Raw genomic sequence first — 21,303 nt, 5'->3', positions numbered from 1 at the left:
TGCGCAGAATCACGCCTCATCACGCCCGCTGTCGGATCCGTGGGTTGTTCAATGAGGATGAACATGTCAGCTGCCAGCAACATCTACCCGCTGCTCGAGCGCCTGCTGCCCGAGCGAATCACCCCTGCGTCCGTTCGGCCCGGCCAGGCGCCGCGGTTGTATGCCGGGGTGGGTATGCCCAGCCAGCGCGCGGTTCTGGGTGAAAGCTTCAGCCTGATCAACCGCCTGGAAGAAGCCTCGGACCTGCAGCTGCTGTACGGCGAACTGCGCAGCCAGGCCCTGGAGGGCAATGTGGCAGCGCTCAACGACCTGGGCTGGATCTGGCTCAACGGCAAGTACTGGTGCGCCGACCCGCTGCTGGCCGGGCACCTGCTGCGCATGGCGGCGCTGCAGGGCAGTGCGCCGGCCTGGTTCAACCTGGGCCAGCAGTATTATTTCGGCAAGGGCGTCGAGGTGGCCTACGCCACCGCCGCCGAGTACTACCAGCAAGCCTTCGAACGCGGCCTTGAGCAGGCCGCCGCGGCCCTGGGCGATCTCTACGAGGAGGAGATCTGCGACAGTGACAGCCAGGAGTGGAAGGTCGACCTGCACCAGGCCTACCGCTGGTTCCTGCGCGGCGCGCAGCGGGGTGAGGCGCGCTGTCGGTTCGAGGTGGGCTACCGGCAGTTGCACGGGCAGAGCGTGACCACCGATCACCGCTCTGCGGTGTACTGGCTTGAGCTGGCTGCCGTGGCCGGGGTGATGCAGGCTGCCGAAGAACTGGCGGTGCATTTCAGCGTTTCCGGCAATGCCTTGCGCTACCTGTTCTGGCGCGACCAGGCCATTGCCCTGGGCAGCTCGCTGGCGCTGACCATGAAGCTGGACGATCAATTGCAGCCTTGAGGGCAACGCTGGTCGGTCACGCTTGACGCGGGGGAGGTGGATCGAAGAACATTGATAGTTAGCAAACTATGAATATCGCAATGACCCCGGGTGTACTTTCTTGAAGGGCTTTTTCAGCTCCCTGCCGCCTGCGCGTGACTGGTTCTATGGCGTGCGCACGTTCGCGGCGTCGATGATCGCCCTGTACATCGCCTTGCTCATGCAACTGCCACGCCCTTACTGGGCCATGGCCACGGTCTATATCGTTTCCAGCCCCTTCGTCGGGCCGACCAGCTCCAAGGCGCTGTACCGTGCCCTGGGCACCTTGCTGGGCGCCGCCGGCGCGGTGTTCCTGGTACCGCTGCTGGTGCAGGCACCGGTGCTGCTGACCGTGGCTGTCGCCTTGTGGACCGGCACCTTGCTGTTTCTTTCCCTGCACCTGCGCACCGCCAACAGCTATGCGCTGATGCTCGCCGGCTATACCTTGCCGATGATCGCCTTGCCGGTGGTCGACAACCCCTTGATGGTGTTCGACATCGCCTCGTCCCGGGCCCAGGAAATCTGCCTGGGCATCGTCTGTGCGGCGGTGGTCGGGGCGATCTTCTGGCCCCGGCGGCTGACCCCGGTGCTGGTCGGTGCCACCGGTAGCTGGTTCAGCGCGGCGACTCGCTACAGCGATACCTTCCTCGCCCGTGAAACCGCCGCCGAGACCGTCGGCAGCCTGCGCGCCACGATGGTCGCCACCTTCAACTCGCTGGAGGTGATGATCGGCCAGTTGTCCCACGAAGGCGCACGGCCGCAGACGGTGAAAAATGCCCGTGAGCTGCGTGGCCGCATGATCCACCTGCTGCCGGTGGTCGATGCGTTGGACGACGCCTTGCTGGCGCTCGAAGCCCGGGCGCCGGCCGAGGCCGAACAGTTGCAGCCGCTGCTGGTGCAGGCCCGTGACTGGCTGCAAGGTACCGCCAGTGATGCCGAGGCAGGTCGCTGGTCGGCCCTGCGCGCCCGGATTGAACAGCTGCAGCCCAGTGCCGCCGCCCTCGACCAGCGCCCCTCGCTGCTGCTGTCCAACGCACTCTACCGCCTGGCCGAATGGGTCGACCTGTGGCAGGACTGCTGCAGCCTGCAACACGCCATCCGCAACGAAGACCTGTCGCCCTGGCGCGCGGTCTACCGTCACTGGCGCCTGGGCCGGCTGACGCCGTTCTTCGACCGCGGCTTGATGCTCTATTCGGTGTTCTCCACCGTCACCGCGATCATCGCCGCCACCACCCTCTGGATTCTGCTGGGCTGGAACGACGGCGGCAGCGCGGTGATTCTCGCCGCGGTGGCCTGCAGCTTCTTCGCCGCCATGGATGACCCGGCGCCACAGATCTACCGGTTCTTCTTCTGGACCGCGGCGTCGGTGGTGTTCGCCAGCCTTTACCTGTTCCTGGTGCTGCCCAACCTGCATGACTTCCCGATGCTGGTGCTGGCCTTTGCCGTGCCGTTCATCTGCGTCGGCACCCTGACGGTGCAGCCGCAGTTCTACCTCGGCACCTTGCTGACCATCGTCAACACGGCCTCGTTCATCAGCATCCAGGGTGCCTACGACGCCAACTTCCTGACCTTCATCAACGCCAACCTGGCCGGGCCGGTGGGGCTGCTGTTCGCCTTTCTCTGGACCCTGGTGATGCGCCCGTTCGGCGTCGAGCTGGCGGCCAAGCGCCTGACCCGCTTCAGCTGGAGCGACATCGTCGGCATGACCCGTCCGGCGACCCTGGCCGAACACCGCCGCCTCGGCGTGCAGATGCTCGACCGCCTGATGCAGCACTTGCCGCGCCTGACCCAGACCGGCCAGGACACCGGCAGCGCCCTGCGCGACCTACGCGTGGGCCTGAACCTGCTCGATCTGCTGGCCTATATGCCACGGGTCGGCGCCCAGCCACGGCACCTGCTGGAACAGGTGGTGCAGGAGGTGGGTGCGCATTTCCAGGCCTGCCTGGATGCCCGCCGTCGCCTGCACGCGCCCGAGGTGCTGCTGCACAGCATGGAGTTGGCCCGTCGCGCCCTGAACCTCAACGACCTGGACGCCAGCGGTGATGCCCGGCTGCACTTGCTGCACGCCTTGAGCGGCCTGCGCCTGGCCCTGCTGCCCGGGGTCGAGGTGGTGCTGGAGCCCTCCGATGAGCAGCCACAACTGCCCTATGGCATCGACGGAGCCCCCCTGTGATCGGTGATCTGGATATCAGCGGGGTGTTCCTGCCCACGCTGCTGGTGATGATGGTCCTTACCTACCTGTTGTTCCTCGGGGTGCACGCGCTGCTCACCCGGGTGCATTTCTACCGCCTGGTCTGGCACCGGGCGCTGTTCAACGTTGCGCTCTACGCCGTGCTGCTCGGCACGGTCGATCACTTTTGCCGAAACCTGATGCTGCCATGAAGAAACCCCTGTTGACCCTGGGCCGCGTGGTCCTGACCCTGTTGGTAGTGACACTGGCGACCGTGCTGGTCTGGCAGATGGTCCTGTACTACATGTTCGCCCCCTGGACCCGGGACGGGCATATCCGCGCCGACGTGATCCAGATCGCCCCGGACGTGTCCGGGTTGATCCAGCAGGTCGACGTACGCGACAACCAGGTGGTCAAGCGCGGCGATGTGCTGTTCACCATCGACCAGGACCGCTTCCGCCTGGCCCTGCGCCAGGCCCAGGCGACCCTGGCCGAGCGCAAGGAAACCCTGGCCCAGGCCCAGCGTGAAGCGCGGCGTAACCGTAACCTGGGCAACCTGGTGGCCCAGGAACAGCTGGAAGAAAGCCAGTCCCGCGAGGCACGGGCGCAGTCGGCGCTGGCCGAAGCCCAGGTGGCGGTGGATGCGGCCCAGCTCAACCTGGACCGCTCGGTGGTGCGCAGCCCGGTCGATGGCTACCTGAACGACCGCGCCCCGCGCGCCCATGAGTTCGTCAGCGCGGGCAAGCCGGTGCTGTCGGTGGTCGACAGCGACTCCTACCATGTCGACGGCTACTTCGAAGAAACCAAGCTGGCCGGCATCCAGATCGGCCAGGCCGTGGACATCCGCGTGATGGGCGACAACGCCCGCCTGCGCGGCCATGTGCAGAGTTTTGCCGCCGGCATCGAGGACCGTGACCGCAGCAGCGGCGCCAACCTGCTGCCCAACGTCAATCCCGCCTTCAGCTGGGTGCGCCTGGCCCAGCGGATTCCGGTGCGGATCGCCTTCGACGAAGTGCCCCAGGACTTTCGCATGATCGCCGGCCGCACCGCGACCGTGTCGATCATCGACGGTAGCCGGCCATGAAACGCCTGTCGCTGCTGGGTCTGAGTCTGCTGCTGTCGGCCTGCCAGATGGTCGGGCCGGACTACTCACTGCCCAAGGAGGCGGCGATCCAGCGTGCCGACCTGCAAGGTCCGCTGCGCCAGGATGCCGACAGCGTGGTTTCCGCACCGGTGCCCCGGGACTGGTGGCACCTGTACCAGGACCCACGGCTCGATGCCCTGGTCAGCCAGGCCCTGGCCGCCAACAGCGAACTGCGCGTCGCCGCCGCCAACCTTGCCCGCGCCCGCGCCCAGGTCGAGGAGGCCGAAGCCCGGGGCGGCTTGAATGGCGGCGTGAAGCTCGGCGCCCAGCGCTTGCAAGAGTCGGGCGAAGCCTTCCTGCTGCCGGAGAAGGTCCCGGTGGCGAACATCGGCGAAGCCATTATCAGCGCGTCCTACCAGTTCGACCTGTGGGGCACCCTCAAGCGCGGCGTCGAAGCGGCCCAGGCCAACGCCGATGCCACCCAGGCCGCTGCCGATACCGCCCGTATCACCCTGGTAGCCGAGGTGGTGCGCGCCTACACCCAGGTCTGCGCGGCCAACGAGGAATACCATATCGCCCATGAGTCCCTGGACCTGCAGCAGCAACAAGTGGCCCTGACCCAGCGCCTGCGCGATGCCGGCCGCGGCGACGAAACCCAGGTGACCCGCTCGCAGACCCAGTACAAATCCCTGCGCGCCGAGTTGCCGCGTTACCAGGCCGCCCGTGAGGCAGGCCTGTATACCCTGTCGATGCTGCTGGAAAAGCCGCTGGCGCAACTGCCGGCTGGCACCGCCGAGTGTGCAGAGCTGCCACATATTGCCCAGATCGTTCCGGTGGGCGACGGCGCCGCCTTGCTCAAGCGGCGTCCGGACATCCGCCAGGCCGAGCGGCACCTGGCGGCGGCCACGGCGACCATTGGCGTAGCCACCGGCCAGCTCTATCCGGACATCAGCATCGGCGCCCAGGTCGGCACCATCGGTATCCTGGAAAACCTCGGCGAGCCGGCCACCAACCGCTGGGGCTTCGGTCCGTTGTTGACCTGGACCGTACCGACCAACGGCTCACGGGCGCGGATTCGCGAGGCCGAGGCCTCGACCCAGGCGGCGCTGGCGCATTTCGACGGGGTGGTGCTCAATGCCATTCGCGAGACCCAGACCAGCCTGGCCCAGTACAGCGCCTTGCTCGACCGGCGCGATGCCCTGGCCGATGCCGAGCGCTCGGCGCAGCAGGCGGCCGACCAGACCCACCGTTACTACCAGGCCGGGCGGGAGTCGTTCCTGGCCGACTTGCAGGCCACCCGCACCTATACCGACATGCGCGCGCAACTGGCGGCGGCCAATACCCAGGTGGCGATGGGGCAGATCGGGTTGTTCCTGGCGCTGGGCGGCGGCTGGTGAGGTAGCAAGGCTGCGCCTTGCATCGCAGGCTTCGCCAGCTCCCACAGGTAGCAAGGCTGCATCTTGCATCATTGGCTGTGCCGGCTCCCACAGGTATCAATGCTGCACCTGTGGGAGCTGGCGGAGCCTGCGATGGGCTGCAAAGCAGCCCCAGCCTCACTTATCCGCAAACCCCTTGAGCAGATCGATCGGCAGCGGGAAGACAATGGTCGATGACTTGTCCCCGGCAATGCTGCCCAACGTCTGCATGTAACGCAGCTGCATGGCCCCCGATTGGCGACCGAGCATTTCCGCCGCCTGCATCAGCTTTTCCGAGGCCTGCAATTCACCCTCGGCATGGATCACCTTGGCCCGCCGCTCACGTTCGGCTTCGGCCTGGCGGGCGATGGCGCGGATCATCGACTCATTGAGGTCGACATGCTTGATCTCGACATTGGCCACCTTGATCCCCCAGGCATCGGTCTGCGCGTCGAGCACCTGGCGGATGTCCAGGTTCAGGCGTTCCCGCTCGGCCAGCAGCTCGTCCAGTTCATGCTTGCCGAGTACCGCGCGCAGGGTGGTCTGGGCCAGCTGGCTGGTGGCCATGAGAAAGTCCTCGACCTGGATGATCGCCTTCTGCGGGTCGAGCACGCGAAAGTAGAGCACCGCATTGACCTTCACCGAGACGTTGTCGCGGGTGATCACGTCCTGCGGCGGCACATCCAGCACCACGGTGCGCAGGTCGACCCGGACCATCTGCTGCACGCCCGGAATCAGCAGCACCAGCCCCGGCCCCTTGACCCGCCAGAAGCGCCCCAGCTGGAACACCACGCCCCGTTCGTATTCGCGCAGGATGCGAAACGCCGACAGCAACAGCACCGCGGTCAGCGCCAGCACTGCACCAAAGCCCAGTTCGAAGAACATGCTCAGTCTCCTTGCGCCACGGCATCCGCCGCCGCGCTGACGTCCAGTAGTACGCCTTTGCGTGAGATCACCCGGACACGTTGTCCGACGGTAAGTGGCGTCTGGCACTGGGCCTGCCACTGTTCACCCTGTGCCTGCACCGAGCCGATGTACGGATCGCTGTCATTGACCGCCATCACCGTGGCCAGGCTGCCGACCAGGCCGGCATCGCCACTGACCAGCGCCCGCCTGCGCGCTTTTATGGCCATGCCCAGCACACCGCCCAGCAACAAGGCCGAGAGCAGGGCCAGGGTCAGGATCAACGGCAAAGGAATGCCGAAGCCCGGTACATCGGTGTCCATGAGGATCACCGCGCCGACCACGAAGGCGACAATGCCGCCAAAGCCGACCACGCCGAAGCTGGGCAGGAACGCCTCGGCAATCATGAAGGCCAGGCCCAGCAGGATCAGGGCAGCGCCGGCATAGCTGACCGGCAATAGCTGCAAGGCATACAAGGCCAGCAACAGGCAGATGCCGCCGATCACCCCACCCACCCCGGAGCCGGGGCTCATGAACTCGAACATCAGGCCATAGACCCCGATCATGATCAGGATCAGCGCCACGCTGGGATTGGTGATGATCGCCAGCAGCCGTGTGCGCCAGTCCGGCTGGCGCTCGACCAGCGGCGCATCGCGGGTATGCAGTTGCTGTGACTGGCCGGCGACCTCCAGGGTCTTGCCGTCGAGCTGGCGCAGCAGGTCTGGGAGGTCATTGGCCACCAGGTCGACCACCTTCAGGCGTACGGCCTCATTGGCCGGCAGGCTCACGGCCTCGCGTACGGCCTGTTCGGCCCAGTCGGCGTTGCGCCCGCGCAACTGGGCCAGGCTGCGGATGTAGGCAGCCGCATCGTTGACCTGCTTGCGGGTCAGGGTGTCTTGTTCACTGCGCGGAGCCTGCTTGTCACCGGTGGGCGTTGCCGGCGGTGCTGCGGGATCCTTGGGGGTGCCGGGCAGGCCGCCGATTTGCACCGGCGTGGCGGCGCCGAGGTTGGTGCCCGGGGCCATGGCCGCGACGTGACTGGCGTACAACAGGTAGGTGCCGGCGCTGGCGGCGCGGGCACCACTGGGGGCGACGAAGCTGGCGACGGGCACGGGGCTGGCCAGGATCGCCTTGATGATCTCGCGCATCGAACTGTCGAGCCCGCCGGGGGTGTCGAGGCGGATCACCACCAGTTGCGCCTGCTCGGTCTTTGCATGCTCCAGGCCGCGTATCAGGTAATCGGCACTGGCCGGACCAATGGCGTCATTGATGCTCAGCACCATCACCGCGGGCCCCGGCGCAGCCTGGCCGCCCGGTAGCGCGCCGAGCAGGAGCAGAAGCAGCAGGTGCCGACACCAGCGAGCGATCACCTGAATTCACCCGGGCTGTACGTGTTCTCTAAGTTTAGTCGGCTGCCTCAGGCTATACGGCCTAAACTTCAGAAGTGGGGGAGCAGTATCCGGAGGTGCATCATGCGTATGGCAAAAACCCTGCAGCAATGCCTGGACAAGGCCGGCTGCGACTATGACATCGTTCCTCACGCGCATTCGTCCACCAGTCTCGAATCGGCACGCCTGGCTGGAGTACCGGCCGAACGGGTGGCCAAGTCGGTCATGCTCGACGACCGCCACGGCAACTACCTGATGGCCGTGTTGCCGGCCAACCGGCACCTGGACATGAGCAAGGTGCCTGTCACCGGGCAGTGGCACATGACCAGCGAAAGTAATCTGCCCCACCTGTTCGGCGACTGCGAACGGGGCGCCATTCCTGCGCTGGGCGATGCTTACTCGCTGAAGATGCTGGTCGACCCGACCTTGACCCGTCAGGACGACATCTACGTCGAAGCCGGCGATCACGATCACCTGATCCACATGAAAGTGAAGGAGTACCTGAAACTGGTGCCTCACGCCGAAGTGCGCGAGGTTTGCTGATGACCAACCCACCGCCAGGCAGGCGTCGTGGATGCCCCGCCTGGCCTTAAGGAGTGACGAATGGAAAAGCCAATACACCCGTTTTCAGACCTTTTCAAACAACTGGGCCTGCCTGACGATCCCGTCGGCATCGACCAGTTCATCACCACCCATTCTCCGCTCAAGGGGGAGATAAAACTGGTCGATGCACCGTTCTGGAACGCCGGCCAGAAAGCATTCCTGCAAGACAGCATCCTTCAGGATGCCGACTGGGCGGAGCTGTTCGACCAGCTCAACGAGGCCCTCAGGCGTCCCAGAAAATAAACGCTGAGCGGCACCTGATAGCGGTGTTCGGCGTTGCTATGCTCAGGAAAAAACAACAGGGGGATAGCGCCAATGAAAGATCCCTACGCCGTCGGTTTCTGGTGTGTCGTGACAGTCCTGGGCCTGCTGACCGCCGGCTATTTCTATGGCGTCAGACAGGCCTATCAGCTGGACCAGGCCCTGACGTTCCTCTACGCCGCCGCCGGGCTGATCGGGGCGCTGGCGTTGACTGCGCTGGCATGGATCGCCTGGCAGCAGTTGCGGGTCAACAAGCGCCAACTGGCCCAGGGCCGCACGCTGGTCGCGATCTGGAACACCAAGGTTGCCCTGCGCCGCGTCGAGACGGTATTCGACCGCTACTTCTGGGGCAGTTACTGGCAACCGGGGCGGACCTTCCAGGAAGTCATGGGTGAGCTTGAAGGCACGCCGCTGGAGCAGAGCCTGGAAGCCCTGAAGCGACAATGCCGGGAGCTCGACCGGGAAACCCACGACCGCCGCCGTCACTGGTTCGACAACGCCCGCGAGCTTTCCACCGTGGCCACCGCCATGGCCCGCGAACGTTATCAGCTGGACCTGTGCGACTCGCAGCAAAGCAGCGGCCGCGGCGGGGCGGCGGTGCTCAATCGGGATCTGGAAGTGCTGGTGTATACCTGGTCGGCGCGCCTGCGCAGCTTCGACCACCAGCTCGACGAGCTGGAGGGCGAATACCGCTGATACGGTTCGCGGCGACTCAGTCGCCGCGGATGTATTGTTCCAGTTGCTGGATCATGTTGGCCTGTTCGGCGATGGCTTCCTTGACCAGGTCACCGATCGACAGCAGGCCCAGCAGCTCGCCGTTCTCCACCACCGGCAGGTGCCGCAGGTGGCTGTTGGTCATCATGTTCATGCAGTAGTCGATGTTCTGGTGCGGGGCGACCGTGATCACCGGCGCGCTCATGATCGCGCTGACCGGGGTGCCCACCGACGAACGCCCCTTGAGCACCATCTTGCGTGCATAGTCGCGCTCACTGACGATCCCCACCACCTGGCCACCTTCGACGACCGGCAGGGCACCGACGTTCTTCTCGGCCATCAACCTCAGTGCGTCGAGCACCATCTGGTCCGGGGCGATGGTATGAACCTGGTGATGCTGCTGCGCTTTGGTTTTAAGAAGCTGTGCCACGGTTTTCATAGTGCGCCTCTGCAATGCATGGAGTGGTTGACGGCAGATACCTACAGAATCGTGTACAGAAGGCTGCAGGGCAAGGGAGAAAGCGGCATCGAGTCGATTGAAAAACGTCATCGTTCGGGCTTGGCGAGTGAGGTTGAAGAGAAGGCGCTCAATCTACAGATCGCAGCCTGGCGGCAACGGCTACAGTGTGGCCCGATCTTCCAGGCCATCGAGCAACGCATCCACCAGCCCCTTGGCCATTTCCACCGAATGCAGGGTGGACCAGAGAAAGCCCTTGCTGGCGGGGTCAATGTCATCCATGGCCTTGTAGCCGGTGTCGTAGGCGCAGCCCAGGTAAAGTGAAACATGCACCAGCGCGTCGTGGGCGGCGATGCCGGAACAGACGGCGAACAGGGGAGAGTGACCGGCCTGGCAGCTGCCGAAGATGGTGTGGGCGGTAGTGGCGGAATGGTCCAGCGGTGGATCGGGAACGATTTTCTTCATGTCGAATTCTCAGCTGTGGGGCTGACACCGTTATCCGTTACCACACGAATGGGTGGCAGCTGTGCGCAGGGTGGTAAACCGGACGAGAATTCAAAACCCGGCAGGCTCGAAAGCCTCCCACGCACAGCCGCCATAGGCTGTATTGAATTCAACACCTCGGGTTACCACACCCGATCACCGAGTTTCGGTGACGGACAGCAGCCTAGAGGTACGAATTCCCAGGGACAATCAGACGGGCATCGACAGACTGGGTAGGTTATTTCCTAGGACGCAAAATCAGCCAGCGATTTCGAAAGTTCGAAACAAAATCTGACACTGTGGCAAGAACCACATTCGCGACTAGGATAGGTGTTCGGCAGAAACGCCAGCCCTTTGGGACCAAAGGGAGAGGAAGATGGCGCACTCGGCGGGATTCGAACCCACGACCCCTGCCTTCGGAGGGCAGTACTCTATCCAGCTGAGCTACGAGTGCAACGCGGGCGCCATGATACCCATCTAGACTGGCGGCGTCCATCGTCAGAATGTGTGTGGGCGATTTCGCACACTTTGTGGTCTATAAATGTCGTTGATCCGAAAAAAGCGGCCGCACAGCGCTTTTTGTTCTTTTTTTCGAACACCCTATTGTCCTTTCTCTTCGTTGCTCCTAGGATTCGTTTGAGATTTCAAACGCTCTCCTTTTTCTACAATCAATAATTCGCTCCGTGCCTGCACGGTGCCGTTAAGGAAGCCGACATGCAGCTTAAAGACGCCCAGTTGTTCCGCCAGCAAGCCTTTATCGATGGCGTGTGGTTGGACGCGGACAACGGTCAGACCATCAAGGTCAACAACCCGGCCACCGGCGAAATCATCGGCACCGTGCCGAAGATGGGCGCCGCTGAAACCCGTCGTGCCATCGAGGCCGCCGACAAGGCGCTGCCGGCCTGGCGCGCACTGACCGCCAAGGAACGTGCTGGCAAGCTGCGTCGTTGGTTCGAATTGATGATCGAGCACCAGGACGACCTGGCCCGCCTGATGACCACCGAGCAGGGCAAGCCACTGGCCGAAGCCAAGGGCGAAATCGTCTATGCCGCCTCGTTCATCGAGTGGTTCGCCGAAGAAGCCAAGCGTATCTATGGCGACACCATTCCTGGCCACCAGCCAGACAAGCGCCTGATCGTCATCAAGCAACCAATCGGCGTAACCGCAGCGATCACCCCGTGGAACTTCCCGGCCGCGATGATCACCCGTAAAGCCGGCCCGGCCCTGGCCGCTGGCTGCACCATGGTGCTCAAGCCTGCCTCGCAGACCCCGTACTCCGCCCTGGCCCTGGTCGAACTGGCCGAGCGTGCCGGCATTCCGAAAGGCGTGCTGAGCGTGGTCACCGGCAGCGCTGGCGAAGTTGGCGGCGAGCTGACCAGCAACCCGATCGTGCGCAAGCTGTCCTTCACCGGCTCGACCGAAATCGGTCGCCAGCTGATGGCCGAATGCGCCAAGGACATCAAGAAAGTTTCCCTGGAGCTGGGTGGCAACGCCCCGTTCATCGTGTTCGACGACGCTGACCTGGACAAGGCCGTCGAGGGCGCGATCATCTCCAAGTACCGCAACAACGGCCAGACCTGCGTCTGCGCCAACCGTATCTATGTGCAGGACGGTGTCTACGACGCCTTCGCCGAGAAGCTCAAGGCCGCTGTGGCCAAGCTGAAGATCGGCAACGGCCTGGATGCAGGCACTACTACTGGCCCGCTGATCGACGAGAAAGCTGTCGCCAAGGTCCAGGAGCACATCGCCGACGCCGTGGGCAAAGGCGCCCAGGTGCTGACCGGCGGCAAGATCATCGAAGGCAACTTCTTCGAGCCGACCGTTCTGGTCAACGTGCCGAAGAATGCTGCCGTGGCCAAGGAAGAAACCTTCGGCCCGCTGGCGCCGCTGTTCCGCTTCAAGGACGAGGCCGAAGTCATCGCCATGTCCAACGATACCGAGTTCGGTCTGGCCTCGTACTTCTATGCCCGTGACATGAGCCGTGTGTTCCGTGTCGCCGAAGCCCTGGAATACGGCATGGTCGGAATCAACACCGGTCTGATCTCCAACGAAGTCGCGCCGTTCGGCGGCATCAAGGCCTCGGGCCTGGGCCGCGAAGGTTCCAAGTACGGCATCGAGGACTACCTGGAAATCAAATACCTGTGCATCAGCGTCTGATCGCAGCGTAAGGCTTTACCTCTGCCAGCGGGGCGCGAGAGCGACGTCTCGCTGGCCTTTTTACACCGTACACCTGGTGGCCTGGGCCCCTGCGGCAGTCGATCAACGCATGCTGCCCGCAGTTGAATACCGGCCACCCCGACTTGAATCGCGCCACCTTGGGTGTGGCGCATTGAGGACACTATGAGCAAGACCAACGAATCTTTGATGCAACGTCGTGTCGCCGCTGTTCCACGCGGTGTTGGCCAGATCCACCCGATTTTCGCCGACACGGCGAAGAACGCCACCGTGACTGACGTCGAAGGCCGCGAGTTCATCGACTTCGCTGGCGGTATCGCGGTACTGAACACCGGTCACGTGCATCCGAAGATCATCGCTGCCGTTGAAGCCCAACTGCACAAGCTGACCCACACCTGCTTCCAGGTTCTGGCCTACGAGCCTTACGTCGAGCTGTGCGAAAAGATCAACGCTCGCGTTCCAGGCGATTTCGCCAAGAAAACCCTGCTGGTCACCACCGGTTCCGAAGCCGTTGAGAACGCCATCAAGATCGCCCGTGCCGCCACTGGCCGCGCTGGCGTGATCGCCTTCACCGGCGCTTACCACGGCCGTACCATGATGACCCTGGGCCTGACCGGTAAAGTCGTGCCGTACTCGGCCGGCATGGGCCTGATGCCAGGCGGCATCTTCCGCGCCATCTACCCGAACGAGCTGCACGGTGTGAGCATCGACGACTCGATCGCTTCGATCGAGCGCATCTTCAAGAACGACGCCGAAGCCCGTGACATCGCGGCCATCATCCTTGAGCCAGTTCAGGGCGAAGGTGGTTTCTACGTCGCACCGAAAGAATTCATGAAGCGTCTGCGCGCCCTGTGCGACCAGCACGGCATCCTCCTGATCGCTGACGAAGTGCAGACCGGCGCTGGCCGTACCGGCACCTTCTTCGCCATGGAGCAGATGGGCGTTGCGCCTGACCTGACCACCTTCGCCAAGTCGATCGCCGGTGGCTTCCCACTGGCCGGCGTGTGCGGCAAGGCCGAGTACATGGACGCCATCGCTCCAGGCGGCCTGGGCGGCACCTACGCCGGTAGCCCGATCGCTTGCGCCGCGGCCCTGGCCGTGATGGAAGTGTTCGAAGAAGAAAAACTGCTGGACCGCAGCAAGGCTGTCGGCGAGCGTCTGGTCACTGGCCTGCGCAAGATCCAGGACAAGCACCCGATCATCGGTGACGTGCGTGCCCTGGGCTCGATGATCGCTGTTGAAGTCTTCGACAAGGCCGGTTCCCACACCCCGAACCCGACCGCCGTCGCTTCGGTTGTGGCCAAGGCGCGTGACAAGGGCCTGATCCTGCTGTCGTGCGGCACCTACGGCAACGTCCTGCGTATCCTGGTTCCGCTGACCTCGCCTGATGAGCAACTGGACAAAGGTCTGGCAATCATCGAAGAGTGCTTCGCAGAACTCGCGTAAACTGTGACGCAGTAGAAGAAAAACCCGCTTCGGCGGGTTTTTTTTCGCCCAAAGGAATGCCAGGGGGCTAAGGTTCCCAGACTGGAGACGCCTAGGAAGGCGCACTGGACTGCGTGCAGAGAATTGGAGAGTCGAGTATGAGCGTTGCCAACCCACCCGTGGCGCCCTGTGTGTTGATTGCCGAAGGCGATCCCTGGGTACGGGAGATGCTCAGCCAGATGCTGCTTAGCGTGCGATGCGATGCCCGTGTGCAGGTGTGTGCCGATGGCTCCCAGGCGCTGGCCGCCCTGGCCAGCAAGCCGGACCTGATCATCGCTGCCCGCGAGTTGCCCGGCGGCGATGGCCTGGAGCTGTTGCGCAACGTGCGGGCCAAGGGCCGGCAGCCGCATTTGCCGTTCATTCTGATGAGCAACCGCAGCGACAGCGCCAGCGTGCGCGAGGCATTGCCGTTCGCCCCCACCGCCTACCTGAGCAAGCCACTCAATATGGATTCCTTGCGGCATCGCCTGGAAGACTTGTTGCTCAAGGTCGGCGAGGAGATCGCCTGCCCGATGCCGGCACTGCAACCGGGCATGACCTTGCCGCGCTTCCTCGAAGGGCGCCGCGCCACCGCCGATGGGGGGCCGCTGCTGGCCGACGTACAGCAGGCGATCAAGCGCAGCCTCAATCCGCAGGGGCTCAACCTCAAGACCCTGGAAGAAGAGATCCGCAACGACCCGCAGATCACCGCCGTGCTGATCGCCGCAGCCAACAGCGCCGCGTTGCACCGGGATGCCGGCGTGCAGACGCTGCTGCAGGCACTGAACAAGCTGGGCACCACCCAGAGCATGAACCTGATCCTGGGCCTGGCGCTCAAGCGCAGTGCTCGCCTCAGCGACCCGCTGCTGTCCCGCCATGCCGAGCACTTCTGGGCGCTGTCGCTGCACACCGGCGAATACGCCCGGACCCTGGCCCGCCTGCTCGAACTGGACCAGGAGCGCTGCTATTGCGCGGGCCTGCTGCATTGCCTGGGCGATCTGGCGCTGCTGCGTTGCCTGCAGGAATGGCGCCTTGCCGGGGGAGAGCTGGATGAGGATGCCGTCGAACTGTCGCTCAACGAATTTGCTGCCGCCTTCGGTTCAGCCTTGCGCACGCGCTGGCGCTTGCCGCTGGAGTTGCGTGAGCTGATTGCCGCGGTCTACCAATTGGGCGGCGGGGTGTATTCGCGTGAAGCGCTGGCGATGAACCTGGCCGGACAGATAGCCCGGCTGCCGGCTGAGCAGGGGCTGGAAGCGCTGGCCGAGAGCCGCACGGCGCGGTTGCTGAAGGTGGGGATGGCGGAGCTGGGGCGCTTGCGCAAGGCGTGACGGGGCATCGCGGGGCAAGCCCGCTCCTACAGGGGGGTAGGAGCGGGCTTGCCCCGCAAAGAGGCCCTTTCAGCCGATCACAATCTGATTCTTGCCCTGGCGCTTGGCTTGGTACATCGCCGCATCCGCCCGGGCGAACAGGCTGTCGAGTGTTTCATCGTCTTCACGAATCCCGGTCAGCCCCTGGCTGATCGTCACCCCGAATACCTGCGCTTCATGGATGAAGCTCAGGCGCTGGATCTCGCGCTGCAGGCGTTCGGCGATCTGCTGAGCCATCTGCGGGGTGCAACCGGGAAACACCGCCGCGAACTCTTCGCCGCCGATGCGCCCGAACTGGTCACCGCGGCGTAGCACTGCCTTGCCGGTGTCGGCGATACGCTGCAGCACCTGGTCGCCCTGCAGGTGGCCATAGGTATCGTTGATCTGCTTGAAGTCATCGATGTCCAGCAACAGGAACGCCAGCGGGGTCTGCGCCTGGCGTGCGCTGTCGAAGGCGTCCTGGGCGCAGTCGAAGAAGTGCCGGCGGTTGCTGCTCTGGGTCAGCACATCGGTGGTGGCCAGGCGCTGCAATTCGCCTTCCAGGCGCTTTTTCTCGGTGATGTCTTCGGCCATGCCGACCACGATGAGCCGCTGCCCGCTGTCGGCCTGCTGGTTGATGAAACACTTGTCGCTGATCCAGCGGACTTGCCCGTTGGCGGCGATGATCCGGTACTCGCGGTCTTCCACGGCGCCTTTGACCAGCACTTCGGCCAGGCTGCGTTCGGCGTACTCCAGGTCGTCGGGGTAGATGCTGTCGCGCCATTCGTTGAAGTCGGCCAGCAGCAGGCTGGTCGAGCGGCCGAAGATGCGTTCGTAGGCCGGGCTGACGTAAAGCACCTGGCGCGATTCCCAGTCGAAGGCCCAGAGCACGGCATTGACGCTGTCGAGCAGGGAGCTGAACAGTTGTTCGCGCTCGCTCAGGCGTGCCACTTCGCCCTGTGCGTGCATCAGGGCCAATAGGGTCTGGGCGGCTTCAGGAGCCGGGCTACCGGGCGGGGACGTTGGTTTCTTGTTGACCATTTGCGCGGAACTTCTCACACAGAGGCGGGCGGCCACGACCCGGCCCGCCACGCGGGCGTTGTGCCTGTCAGAGTAAGAATAGGCGGTGAAGTTCCGGGCGGCGCACCCCGCAGGGGGCGCGCCGATCAGTGGCGTCAGCCCAGGGCAGGGCGCAGGGAGTAGGTTTTCAGCTGGGCGGCGAAGTCGCGCAGCGACTGGATACCGCTGGCTTCGGCCTCGTGTACCCAGTCTTTCATGGCCGCCAGCATGTCGTGGCCGTTGGCGCTGGTGCGCAGCCAGATCTGTTGCAGGGCCAGGCGTTTCTCGTAGATGGTCTTGAGCGCCTGGCTGTGTTCGAGCATGGTCTGGATGCGCAGGTGATGGCGATCCTCCAGCAGGCTGGTCTCCCGCGACAGCAGGCGCTTGGCCCGGCGGAACTGATGGCGCACCGAGTCGTCGACCCGCGCCAGCTCCTGCTTGACCAGCGGGCCGATCACCAGCTTGCGGTACTGGGCCATGATCTGGAAGCGGTTGTTGAGGATCGCCATGGCGGTGTCCATGTCCAGCTGGCCCTTGCCCTCGACCCGGTGGGCGATGGGCGCGACCCGCTGGACCTTGGCCAGGCGCAGCCAGCAGAACAGCTTGATCCAGGCCCAGCCCATGTCGAACTCCCAGCGCTTGACCGACAGCTTGGCCGAGTTGGGGTAGGTGTGGTGGTTGTTGTGCAGCTCTTCGCCGCCAACGATGATGCCCCAGGGCACCAGGTTGGTGGCCGCGTCACGGCATTCGAAGTTGCGATAGCCCACGGCGTGGCCCAGGCCGTTGATCACCCCGGCGGCCCAGAACGGAATCCACATCATCTGCACGGCCCAGATGGTGATGCCGATGGTGCCGAACAGCAGCAGGTCGATGACGGCCATCAGGGCGATGCCGCCCAGTTTGTAGCGCGAGTAGAGGTTGCGCTCGATCCAGTCTTCGGGGCAGTTCTTGCCGTAGATGCGCAGGGTTTCCGGGTTGCGCGCTTCTTCGCGGTACAACTCGGCGCCCTTGCGCAGGACCGTGGACAGGCCCTTGATCACCGGGCTGTGCGGGTCATCGACGGTTTCGCATTTGGCGTGGTGCTTGCGGTGGATGGCGGTCCACTCGCGGGTGTTCTGCGCCGTGGTCAGCCACAGCCAGAAACGGAAGAAGTGCTTGAGCCCGGCGTTCAGTTCCAGCGAGCGGTGGGCGGAATAGCGGTGCAGGTAGACGGTGACACTGACGATGGTCACGTGGGTCATGACCAGGGTGACTGCCAGCAGCTGCCAGGCCGACAAGTTGAGCAAACCTTGGTACCACATAGGTGAAGAGGCCCTCTGAGCATAAGGAACAGCGGCAAGCATTATCCCAGCGCGGATAAATAAAACCAGTCGGCCTTTTAGATAAGAGGTCAGGGGATGTTTCTACCCTATAATCCCCCAAATTTTTATGTGGGCTTGTCGGGACCTTATGTCTGCTTCCGTTCGAGACGCCATGCGCATGGCGGCACTCTACCTGGTGCTGTCCGTGCTCTGGCTGGCATTGTCTGATCAATTATTGAGCAGTCTTTTCGATGATCACCAGCAACTGGCCCGCTGGCAGCTGCTCAGTGCCTCTGTCTGGGTAATGGTCAGCGCACTGCTGATCTTCTCGTCCCGCGCCCGCCTGCTCAACTTCATCGGTGTCGGTGCGCGCCTGCGCCGCGAGGACCGCGAGCGTCTGCGCATGGCCGCGGCGGTGTTCGACAGCACCCTGGAAGGCGTACTGGTGACCGATAGCGCCGGGGTGATCGTGCATGTGAACCGCGCGTTCATGCAGATCACCGGGTACGACAAGGACGAGGTCATCGGCCTGCGCCCGAACAAGTTCAAATCCGGTCGCCACGATACGGCGTTCTACCAGCAGATCTTCGCCACCCTGGCGCAGAAGGGCGAATGGAGCGGCGAGATCTGGAACCGGCGCAAGACCGGCGAGGTATACCCGCAATGGCAGACCATCTGTTCGATCCGCGATGACAGCGGCGCGCTCAGTCACTATGTGGCGGTGTTCAGCGACATCAGCGCGATCAAGCACACCGAGCGCGAGCTGGCCTACCTGGCCCACCATGACCCGCTCACCGACCTGCCCAACCGCCTGCTGTTCAACGACCGAATCGAGCAGGCGCTGGCTGCGGCCCAGGCCAACAAGCGCGGCTGCGCCTTGTTGCTGCTGGACCTGGACCATTTCCAGAGCATCAACGACGGTCTTGGCCACAATGTTGGCGACCAGTTGCTGAAAATGGTCGGCGAGCGTCTCAAGGACCTGCTGGGCAGTGGCGTGACCCTGGCCCGGCTGGGTGGTGACGAGTTCGCGGTGCTGGTCGAGCATTGTCCACAGGTCGGCCAGGCCGCGGCACTGGCGCAAAGCATCCTCGATGTGATGAGGCCGCCCTTTGAAATCGAGTCCCAACGCCTGTTCATCAGCGCCAGCGTCGGTATCAGCCTGTTCCCCAGCGACGCCCTGAGCGCCGAGCAACTGTTGCGCAATGCCGACTCGGCCTTGTTCAAGGCCAAGGCCTGCGGTCGCGCGGGCTATGCCCTGTACACGGAAGAGCTGACCGCCCATGCCCAGCAGCGGGTCGAGACCGCGGCCGAATTGCGTCGGGCACTGGATCAGGAAGAGTTGCGGGTGTACTTCCAGCCGGTGCATGACCTGCTGTGCGGCAAGATGATCGGCGTCGAGGCCCTGGTGCGCTGGCAGCATCCTGAGCGCGGGCTGGTGCCACCCGGGGAGTTCATCCCGATTGCCGAGCGCACCGGCCTGATCGCCGACATCGACACCTGGGTGCTCAACCAGGCCTGTGCGCAGATGGTCCAGTGGCAAGCCGGCGGGCGGCATCTGGAGTTCGTGGCGGTGAACATCTCCAGCCGCCTGTTTACCCATCGCGATCTTTACCAGCAGGTGGCCAAGGTGCTGCGCGACACCGGGCTCGACCCCGGTGTGCTTGAGCTTGAAGTAACCGAAAGCGCTGTGATGGAAGACCCCGAAGTCGCCCTGGAACAGCTGCATCGCCTGCGCGAGCTGGGGCTGCGCCTGGCCATCGACGACTTCGGCACCGGCTACTCCTCGCTGCTGCGCCTCAAGCGCCTGCCGGTGCAGAAGCTCAAGATCGACCAGGGCTTCGTCGCCGGGTTGCCCGCGGATGAAGACGATGCGGCGATCGTCCGGGTGATCGTCGCCCTGGGCAGGAGCATGGGTATGCAGGTGCATGCCGAAGGGATCGAGCAGGCTGAGCAGGCGCAGTTTCTTCTTCAGCAGCAATGCCTGCTGGGGCAGGGGTACTGGTTCGGGCGGCCGGTGCCGGCCGGGGAGTTGCGTTGGGGCTGAAGGCCCATCGCGGGGCAAGCCCGCTCCTACAGCTCCCCGTAGGAGCGGGCTTGCCCCGCGATAATCAGGATTTTCGGTTATATAAAAATTCTTAAATAGTATTTTTAAGAATATTCAAGCCCCCCTAAGATTGCCCTCAAGCCAGGTGCAATCACCCTCACTTACGCGATTGCCCGGCACCCCTCATCCACAGGAGCACGAGCATGAGCGCATCTCTGCGTAGCGTTGACGGTCAGGACGAAACCACCATTCTGCGCGAGATCCAGAGCGCCTTGCGCGACCTGCGCTTCGGCGCGGTGGAAATCACCGTGCACAACGCCCAGGTCGTGCAGATCGAACGCAAGGAAAAATTCCGCCTGCAGAACCCCGGCCACAAGCCCGGCTGAACGTAGGAGCGGGCTCGTCCCGCGATGAACGCGCCACCCAATTAGAAAAATACGCCAATCGGGAGCTTCACCATGTCCATCCGCCGTTATGCCCTGGCCGCACTCGCCAGCGCCGTTTTTGCCGGTTCCGCCATCGCCAAGGACTACGAGTTGTTGAACGTGTCCTACGACCCGACCCGTGAGCTCTACCAGCAGTACAACGCCGAGTTCATCAAGCACTGGCAGCAGGCGCACCCGGACGACAAGGTGAAGATCCAGCAGTCCCACGGTGGTTCGGGCAAGCAGGCCCGGGCAGTGATCGACGGCCTGCGCGCCGACGTGGTGACCCTGGCCCTGGCGGGCGATATCGATGAAGTGGCCAAGCTCGGCAAGACCCTGCCGGATAACTGGCAGACCCGCCTGCCGGACGCCAGCACCCCCTACACCTCGACCATCGTGTTCCTGGTGCGCAAGGGCAATCCCAAGGGCATCAAGGACTGGGGCGACCTGATCAAGAAGGATGTCTCGGTCATCACCCCGAACCCGAAAACCTCCGGCGGCGCCCGCTGGAACTTCCTCGCCGCCTGGGCCTACGGCCTGAAAGCCGGTGGCAGCGAAGCCAAGGCCCAGGAATACGTGCAGGAGCTGTTCAAGCATGTGCCGGTGCTCGATACCGGTGCCCGCGGCTCGACCATCACCTTCGTTAACAACGGTCAGGGTGACGTGTTGCTGGCCTGGGAAAACGAAGCCTTCCTGGCGCTCAAGGAAGACGGTGGCAGCGACAAGTTCGAGATCGTCGTGCCATCGCTGTCGATCCTCGCCGAGCCGCCGGTGGCCGTGGTCGACAAGAACGCCGAGAAGAAGGGCAACGAGCAGATCGCCGAGGCCTACCTCAAGTACCTGTACAGCCCGGCCGGGCAGAAGATCGCCGCCGACAACTTCTACCGTCCGCGTGATGCCAAGGTGGCCGCCGATTACGCCAAGCAGTTCCCGAAACTGGACCTGGTGACTATCGACAAAGACTTCGGTGGCTGGAAGACTGCCCAACCCAAGTTTTTCAACGATGGTGGCGTGTTCGATCAGATCTATACGGCGCAGTGATACTTGGCCGACAGGATAATCGCCGTTCAGTAGCCAGCATGGGCCCGGGATTCGTCCCGGGCTTCGTGCG

20 protein-coding genes and 1 tRNA gene are annotated in these 21,303 nt (G+C 63.9%); 14 read left to right on the top strand and 7 right to left on the bottom strand.

Annotated elements, in window-relative coordinates; translation table 11 throughout:
- Positions 1-63 precede the first annotated feature (63 nt).
- From M2D63_RS12825 to M2D63_RS12805, 5 genes are all read left to right on the top strand, one after another.
- Entirely contained in the window at positions 64-882 is an 819-nt protein-coding gene (locus M2D63_RS12825; protein WP_285863292.1) for a tetratricopeptide repeat protein, read from the top strand.
- Between the two features lie 100 nt (positions 883-982).
- The gene (locus M2D63_RS12820; RefSeq protein ID WP_285863291.1) at positions 983-3,073 is read left to right on the top strand and encodes an FUSC family protein; all 2,091 of its coding nucleotides are present in this window, start codon (positions 983-985) and stop codon (positions 3,071-3,073) included.
- On the top strand, positions 3,070-3,282 hold the full coding sequence (locus tag M2D63_RS12815) for a DUF1656 domain-containing protein (RefSeq protein ID WP_285863290.1): 213 nt from the start codon (positions 3,070-3,072) through the stop codon (positions 3,280-3,282). The genes M2D63_RS12820 and M2D63_RS12815 overlap by 4 nt, the downstream gene beginning before the upstream one ends.
- Positions 3,279-4,154, top strand: a complete 876-nt coding sequence (locus M2D63_RS12810; protein WP_285863289.1) for an HlyD family secretion protein — start codon at positions 3,279-3,281, stop codon at positions 4,152-4,154. Before M2D63_RS12815 ends, M2D63_RS12810 begins: the two co-directional genes overlap by 4 nt.
- Positions 4,151-5,551: an efflux transporter outer membrane subunit gene (locus tag M2D63_RS12805; protein WP_285863288.1), complete on the top strand. Its 1,401-nt coding sequence runs from the start codon at positions 4,151-4,153 to the stop codon at positions 5,549-5,551. The genes M2D63_RS12810 and M2D63_RS12805 overlap by 4 nt, the downstream gene beginning before the upstream one ends.
- Positions 5,552-5,707: 156 nt before the next feature.
- Here M2D63_RS12805 and M2D63_RS12800 read toward each other — a convergent pair whose 3' ends face one another.
- Entirely contained in the window at positions 5,708-6,454 is a 747-nt protein-coding gene (locus M2D63_RS12800) for a slipin family protein (protein WP_285863287.1), read from the bottom strand.
- Positions 6,455-6,456: 2 nt separating this feature from the next.
- Positions 6,457-7,842 (bottom strand): nodulation protein NfeD, encoded by a 1,386-nt coding sequence (locus M2D63_RS12795; protein ID WP_285863286.1) that lies wholly within the window; start codon positions 7,840-7,842, stop codon positions 6,457-6,459.
- A 102-nt stretch (positions 7,843-7,944) separates the two neighbouring features.
- On the opposite strand from M2D63_RS12795, the gene M2D63_RS12790 reads away from it, so the two are divergent.
- The 3 genes from M2D63_RS12790 (at position 7,945) to M2D63_RS12780 (ending at position 9,420) form a co-directional block, all read left to right on the top strand.
- The gene (locus M2D63_RS12790) at positions 7,945-8,403 is read left to right on the top strand and encodes an aminoacyl-tRNA deacylase (protein WP_285863285.1); all 459 of its coding nucleotides are present in this window, start codon (positions 7,945-7,947) and stop codon (positions 8,401-8,403) included.
- A 60-nt stretch (positions 8,404-8,463) separates the two neighbouring features.
- The gene (locus tag M2D63_RS12785; protein WP_285863284.1) at positions 8,464-8,706 is read left to right on the top strand and encodes a DUF2789 domain-containing protein; all 243 of its coding nucleotides are present in this window, start codon (positions 8,464-8,466) and stop codon (positions 8,704-8,706) included.
- 72 nt (positions 8,707-8,778) lie between these two features.
- Positions 8,779-9,420, top strand: coding sequence for an NADH:ubiquinone oxidoreductase subunit N (locus M2D63_RS12780; protein WP_285863283.1), 642 nt, complete (start codon positions 8,779-8,781; stop codon positions 9,418-9,420).
- Positions 9,421-9,436: 16 nt separating this feature from the next.
- Here M2D63_RS12780 and M2D63_RS12775 read toward each other — a convergent pair whose 3' ends face one another.
- From M2D63_RS12775 to M2D63_RS12765, 3 genes are all read right to left on the bottom strand, one after another.
- The gene (locus M2D63_RS12775; protein ID WP_285863282.1) at positions 9,437-9,877 is read right to left on the bottom strand and encodes a CBS domain-containing protein; all 441 of its coding nucleotides are present in this window, start codon (positions 9,875-9,877) and stop codon (positions 9,437-9,439) included.
- A 180-nt stretch (positions 9,878-10,057) separates the two neighbouring features.
- Entirely contained in the window at positions 10,058-10,360 is a 303-nt protein-coding gene (locus M2D63_RS12770) for a DUF3077 domain-containing protein (protein ID WP_285863281.1), read from the bottom strand.
- Between the two features lie 395 nt (positions 10,361-10,755).
- A tRNA-Arg gene (locus M2D63_RS12765) sits at positions 10,756-10,832 on the bottom strand.
- 260 nt (positions 10,833-11,092) lie between these two features.
- Here M2D63_RS12765 and gabD point away from each other — a divergent pair.
- From gabD to M2D63_RS12750, 3 genes are all read left to right on the top strand, one after another.
- On the top strand, positions 11,093-12,535 hold the full coding sequence (gene gabD / locus M2D63_RS12760; RefSeq protein ID WP_285863280.1) for an NADP-dependent succinate-semialdehyde dehydrogenase: 1,443 nt from the start codon (positions 11,093-11,095) through the stop codon (positions 12,533-12,535).
- Positions 12,536-12,718: 183 nt separating this feature from the next.
- Positions 12,719-13,999 carry a 4-aminobutyrate--2-oxoglutarate transaminase gene (gene gabT / locus M2D63_RS12755; RefSeq protein WP_285863279.1) on the top strand — a complete coding sequence of 427 codons (1,281 nt, stop codon included), beginning with the start codon at positions 12,719-12,721 and terminating at the stop codon, positions 13,997-13,999.
- Between the two features lie 137 nt (positions 14,000-14,136).
- Positions 14,137-15,345, top strand: coding sequence for a response regulator (locus M2D63_RS12750; RefSeq protein WP_285863278.1), 1,209 nt, complete (start codon positions 14,137-14,139; stop codon positions 15,343-15,345).
- A 69-nt stretch (positions 15,346-15,414) separates the two neighbouring features.
- On the opposite strand, the gene M2D63_RS12745 is transcribed toward M2D63_RS12750, so the two are convergent.
- Positions 15,415-16,404: a sensor domain-containing diguanylate cyclase gene (locus tag M2D63_RS12745; RefSeq protein WP_285863277.1), complete on the bottom strand. Its 990-nt coding sequence runs from the start codon at positions 16,402-16,404 to the stop codon at positions 15,415-15,417.
- A 134-nt stretch (positions 16,405-16,538) separates the two neighbouring features.
- On the bottom strand, positions 16,539-17,723 hold the full coding sequence (desA, locus tag M2D63_RS12740) for a delta-9 fatty acid desaturase DesA (protein ID WP_285863276.1): 1,185 nt from the start codon (positions 17,721-17,723) through the stop codon (positions 16,539-16,541).
- Positions 17,724-17,871: 148 nt separating this feature from the next.
- Here desA and dibA point away from each other — a divergent pair, with 148 nt between their 5' ends.
- The 3 genes from dibA (at position 17,872) to M2D63_RS12725 (ending at position 21,233) form a co-directional block, all read left to right on the top strand.
- Positions 17,872-19,767: a phosphodiesterase DibA gene (gene dibA, locus M2D63_RS12735; protein ID WP_285863275.1), complete on the top strand. Its 1,896-nt coding sequence runs from the start codon at positions 17,872-17,874 to the stop codon at positions 19,765-19,767.
- 203 nt (positions 19,768-19,970) lie between these two features.
- Positions 19,971-20,153 (top strand): sulfur starvation response protein OscA, encoded by a 183-nt coding sequence (gene oscA / locus M2D63_RS12730; protein ID WP_285863274.1) that lies wholly within the window; start codon positions 19,971-19,973, stop codon positions 20,151-20,153.
- Between the two features lie 72 nt (positions 20,154-20,225).
- Positions 20,226-21,233 (top strand): sulfate ABC transporter substrate-binding protein, encoded by a 1,008-nt coding sequence (locus M2D63_RS12725; RefSeq protein WP_285863273.1) that lies wholly within the window; start codon positions 20,226-20,228, stop codon positions 21,231-21,233.
- Positions 21,234-21,303 lie beyond the last annotated feature (70 nt).

It is taken from the genome of Pseudomonas sp. BJa5, assembly GCF_030272875.2.
Classification (GTDB): Bacteria; Pseudomonadota; Gammaproteobacteria; order Pseudomonadales; family Pseudomonadaceae; genus Aquipseudomonas.
Note: the sequence above shows the minus strand (reverse complement) of the source record. Positions and strands in the feature narration are given on the sequence as shown.

Excerpts from the sequence above, each read along its gene's own strand:
- oscA (WP_285863274.1), top strand. The coding sequence starts at position 19,971 with ATGAGCGCATCTCTGCGTAGCGTTGACGGTCAGGACGAAACCACCATT.
- M2D63_RS12785 (WP_285863284.1), top strand. The coding sequence starts at position 8,464 with ATGGAAAAGCCAATACACCCGTTTTCAGACCTTTTCAAACAACTGGGC.
- M2D63_RS12790 (WP_285863285.1), top strand. The coding sequence starts at position 7,945 with ATGCGTATGGCAAAAACCCTGCAGCAATGCCTGGACAAGGCCGGCTGC.
- M2D63_RS12780 (WP_285863283.1), top strand. The coding sequence starts at position 8,779 with ATGAAAGATCCCTACGCCGTCGGTTTCTGGTGTGTCGTGACAGTCCTG.
- gabT (WP_285863279.1), top strand. The coding sequence starts at position 12,719 with ATGAGCAAGACCAACGAATCTTTGATGCAACGTCGTGTCGCCGCTGTT.
- M2D63_RS12725 (WP_285863273.1), top strand. The coding sequence starts at position 20,226 with ATGTCCATCCGCCGTTATGCCCTGGCCGCACTCGCCAGCGCCGTTTTT.
- M2D63_RS12770 (WP_285863281.1), bottom strand. The coding sequence starts at position 10,360 with ATGAAGAAAATCGTTCCCGATCCACCGCTGGACCATTCCGCCACTACC.
- M2D63_RS12745 (WP_285863277.1), bottom strand. The coding sequence starts at position 16,404 with ATGGTCAACAAGAAACCAACGTCCCCGCCCGGTAGCCCGGCTCCTGAA.
- M2D63_RS12810 (WP_285863289.1), top strand. The coding sequence starts at position 3,279 with ATGAAGAAACCCCTGTTGACCCTGGGCCGCGTGGTCCTGACCCTGTTG.
- M2D63_RS12750 (WP_285863278.1), top strand. The coding sequence starts at position 14,137 with ATGAGCGTTGCCAACCCACCCGTGGCGCCCTGTGTGTTGATTGCCGAA.
- M2D63_RS12805 (WP_285863288.1), top strand. The coding sequence starts at position 4,151 with ATGAAACGCCTGTCGCTGCTGGGTCTGAGTCTGCTGCTGTCGGCCTGC.
- M2D63_RS12775 (WP_285863282.1), bottom strand. The coding sequence starts at position 9,877 with ATGAAAACCGTGGCACAGCTTCTTAAAACCAAAGCGCAGCAGCATCAC.
- dibA (WP_285863275.1), top strand. The coding sequence starts at position 17,872 with ATGTCTGCTTCCGTTCGAGACGCCATGCGCATGGCGGCACTCTACCTG.
- desA (WP_285863276.1), bottom strand. The coding sequence starts at position 17,723 with ATGTGGTACCAAGGTTTGCTCAACTTGTCGGCCTGGCAGCTGCTGGCA.
- gabD (WP_285863280.1), top strand. The coding sequence starts at position 11,093 with ATGCAGCTTAAAGACGCCCAGTTGTTCCGCCAGCAAGCCTTTATCGAT.
- M2D63_RS12825 (WP_285863292.1), top strand. The coding sequence starts at position 64 with ATGTCAGCTGCCAGCAACATCTACCCGCTGCTCGAGCGCCTGCTGCCC.
- M2D63_RS12800 (WP_285863287.1), bottom strand. The coding sequence starts at position 6,454 with ATGTTCTTCGAACTGGGCTTTGGTGCAGTGCTGGCGCTGACCGCGGTG.